Consider the following 2643-nt stretch of genomic DNA (forward strand, 5'->3'; position numbering starts at 1 on the left):
GGCTCGATCGAGTACTTGATCGTGTGGCCGCCGCTCGTGTACGCGCCGTGATAGGCGCAGTAGGCCAGATGCGGTCCGCCGCAGGATGTCGACGTTCCATCGGAGGAATACGAGGTGGGCGGGATGAAGACCTCGTAGATCGCTTCGTTGTTGAACGTGTGGGTCGAGAGGTATTTGTTCACTTCGCCCTGAACCGCCGAGTCGGTGACGTTGGTCGGCGGCGCCGAGGTATCGTACCAATCACCGCCAGAGTTCAGGAGCGTCGAGAGGCCGATGTACCGGGTCGAGCCGGTCGTCGTGTCGTAGTACTGGGTGATGACGCCGTAGTGAGAGTTGGTTCCGAACTGCTGAAAAAAGCCGTTCATCGCGGTTCGCTCGCTCGCGCCGGTGCCGCTTCCCCAGTAGGAGCCCCAGTAGATCGGGACCACCTTCGCAAGATTCAGGATGTCGCCGCCGTGATAGCTGAGCTGATTGTTGTTCCGGCTGGGACGCGCCGAATGCGCCCGGGTCGGGGTTTCATGGACCCAGTGGCCGTTGGTTTCCTTCATGGCAGCCATTCCGGCCGTCGCGAAAGCGAGAGCGGCCCCGAAAACCAGTAGCTTCTTCATTTCCCGAGCTCCTCCTCCGAATGCAATTCCGCCTGTTGGGCAAGTCGGACATCGGCTCGTCGCGGGCGGTGAATTGCCGGAAAGTATGATGGCGGTGCCACTATCGGTCAAGGACTATTTTCGTCCTGTTTTCAACAATTTGAAAAAATTACCCTGATCATGGCCTTCTCGGAGCGGCGGGGCTACCATTCGTCGGAGTGAAGATCGATCCGGACAGCACCCAGAGCTCGCGCGCCCGCTTCATCGCGGCCGCTCGCGAGCTCTTCCTCGTGCACGGTTACGACGGCGCATCGACGGCGCTGATCGCGCGCGAGGCGGGCTCGGCGGAGACGCAGATGGTCCGGCTCTTCGGCGGCAAGGCGGGCCTGCTCGAAGAGGTCTTCAACGAGAGCTGGCGCCCGCTCAACGAGAAGCTCGAGGGGATCGCCTCCGGCGCCCGGAGCGGCCGGGAAGCGATCCTGAAGGTGCTCGCGACGATGATCGCGGCGTTCGACGCGGACCCGAACCTCGCGTTCCTCGTCCTCCTCGAGGAAAGGCGCGTCCGGGGAGACGGAAGGGTCGTGAGCATCTCGCGGGGCCTGTCGGATTTCTCCGGCCTCGTCGACCTCCTGATCCTGCGGGGGCAGCGGGACGAAAGCCTCGCCGTCTCGCTTGATCACGCGGCATTGCGGTCGGCCCTGATGGGAGCGGCCGAGGCGATGATCCGCGACCGCGCGATCGCGCGGCGGGAAGGGAAGACGGACTCGTTCTCTCGCTCCTCGATCCGGTCGGTGTTCGAGCTTCTGCTCGGCGGCGTGGCCAGGGATTCCTGAGGGCTGCCCGCACCATCCACCTTCGCTCTCACGAGCTTCGGCGGATCGGACTGTGGAAGCAGCGCCATGGCGCCAGGAATGTTCCGAGGAGTTTCGGCGGCGGCCCCGACCGTTATCCGTTTGAAAAAGCGATGAGGCGCGGCCAGACGCGAGCGAGACGGGATGCGGGTCGGCCGCGAGATCCCGGCGAGGCGACCGCGAAGCAGTCGTCCCCGCGAAAGCGGGGACCCAGCCTTCCGGAACACGCTGGATTCCTGCTTTCGCAGGAATGACAGGAATGGGGGTCTCGCGGACGGCACACCCGCTCCGCCTTCGCTGAAGCTTCGGCGCGACAAGTCGCCGCGCCTCCTACTGGGGAGGAGGCGCCTCTGGCGCCTCCATGACTCCATAGAACCCGGTGATGTCGAAGAAGATCGTCTTCTCGCTGTGGTCGGCGAGCTCGACGGTGATCACGTCATAGTGTTTTCCGTCGGCCGCCGCGAGTCCGCCGCGGATTTTCCGGAAGCGGCCGTAGTGGTCGAAGATCCAGTGGTGCTCGAGATCGATCCCCTCGTCCTCGGTTTGCGCCAGAACGACGACGGCCTGCTCGACCGAGGTCCCGTCTCCTCCGGCGAAGGGAGTCGGAGCGAGATAGCTCGCCGCCTCGGGAGGAGCCGGCGCGGCCGGCGTTTGGGCGGCCGGCGCGGCGCCGCCCGGTGAAGGTGCGGACGCGGCGGGCTGCGGCGCGCGCGAGGCGCAGCCGGCGATGGCGAGAACGGCCGGAAGCACGAAGAGATGTCGCATTCGCGGATGATAATCTCGAAAACCATGCGATTGGCGGGAAGGAGCGCGCTCGTGACGGGAGCGTCGCGCGGGATCGGCGCGGCGATCGCGCGCCGGTTCGCGGCGGAAGGCGCGCGCGTGTGCCTGGCGGCGCGGTCGCTCGAGGATTGCGAACGGATCGCGGACTCGATCCGCGAATCGGGCGGGGAGGCCACGGCCGTCGCGTGCGACGTCACGCGCCCCGAATCGTACGAGCGAGCGATCGCGGCGGCGGCGGGAAACGGCGGAAAGATCGACGTGCTCGTCAACAACGCCGGGACCTCCGGGTGGACCCCCGTCGACGGGGGAACGTCCGCCGAGGACTCCGTCTGGGACGCGATCGTCGCGACGAACCTGACGGCGGCGTTCCGGGTCACGCGCGAAGCGGTGCGCTTCATGCCCGACGGCGGACGGGTCATCCA

4 protein-coding genes are annotated in these 2643 nt (G+C 66.3%); 2 read left to right on the plus strand and 2 right to left on the minus strand.

Features of this window, described 5'->3' with window-relative positions; all coding sequences use genetic code 11:
* The coding region (locus tag VKH46_02600) for a hypothetical protein (protein HKB69702.1) at positions 1–608 on the minus strand (608 nt) is incomplete at its 3' end.
* A gap of 197 nt (positions 609–805) precedes the next feature.
* On the opposite strand from VKH46_02600, the gene VKH46_02605 reads away from it, so the two are divergent.
* Positions 806–1420, plus strand: a complete 615-nt coding sequence (locus VKH46_02605; GenBank protein ID HKB69703.1) for a TetR/AcrR family transcriptional regulator — start codon at positions 806–808, stop codon at positions 1418–1420.
* 348 nt (positions 1421–1768) lie between these two features.
* Here the strand turns inward: VKH46_02605 and VKH46_02610 are convergent, their stop codons facing one another.
* Positions 1769–2203 carry a hypothetical protein gene (locus tag VKH46_02610; protein HKB69704.1) on the minus strand — a complete coding sequence of 145 codons (435 nt, stop codon included), beginning with the start codon at positions 2201–2203 and terminating at the stop codon, positions 1769–1771.
* A gap of 24 nt (positions 2204–2227) precedes the next feature.
* Between VKH46_02610 and VKH46_02615 the strand changes: the two genes are divergently transcribed.
* A partial coding sequence (locus VKH46_02615; protein HKB69705.1) for an SDR family NAD(P)-dependent oxidoreductase occupies positions 2228–2643 on the plus strand: 416 nt, incomplete at its 3' end.

Source organism: Thermoanaerobaculia bacterium (assembly GCA_035260525.1).
Classification (GTDB): Bacteria; Acidobacteriota; Thermoanaerobaculia; order UBA5066; family DATFVB01; genus DATFVB01.

Coding starts and splice junctions, on each gene's coding strand:
- VKH46_02610 (HKB69704.1), bottom strand. CDS start 2,203: ATGCGACATCTCTTCGTGCTTCCGGCCGTTCTCGCCATCGCCGGCTGC.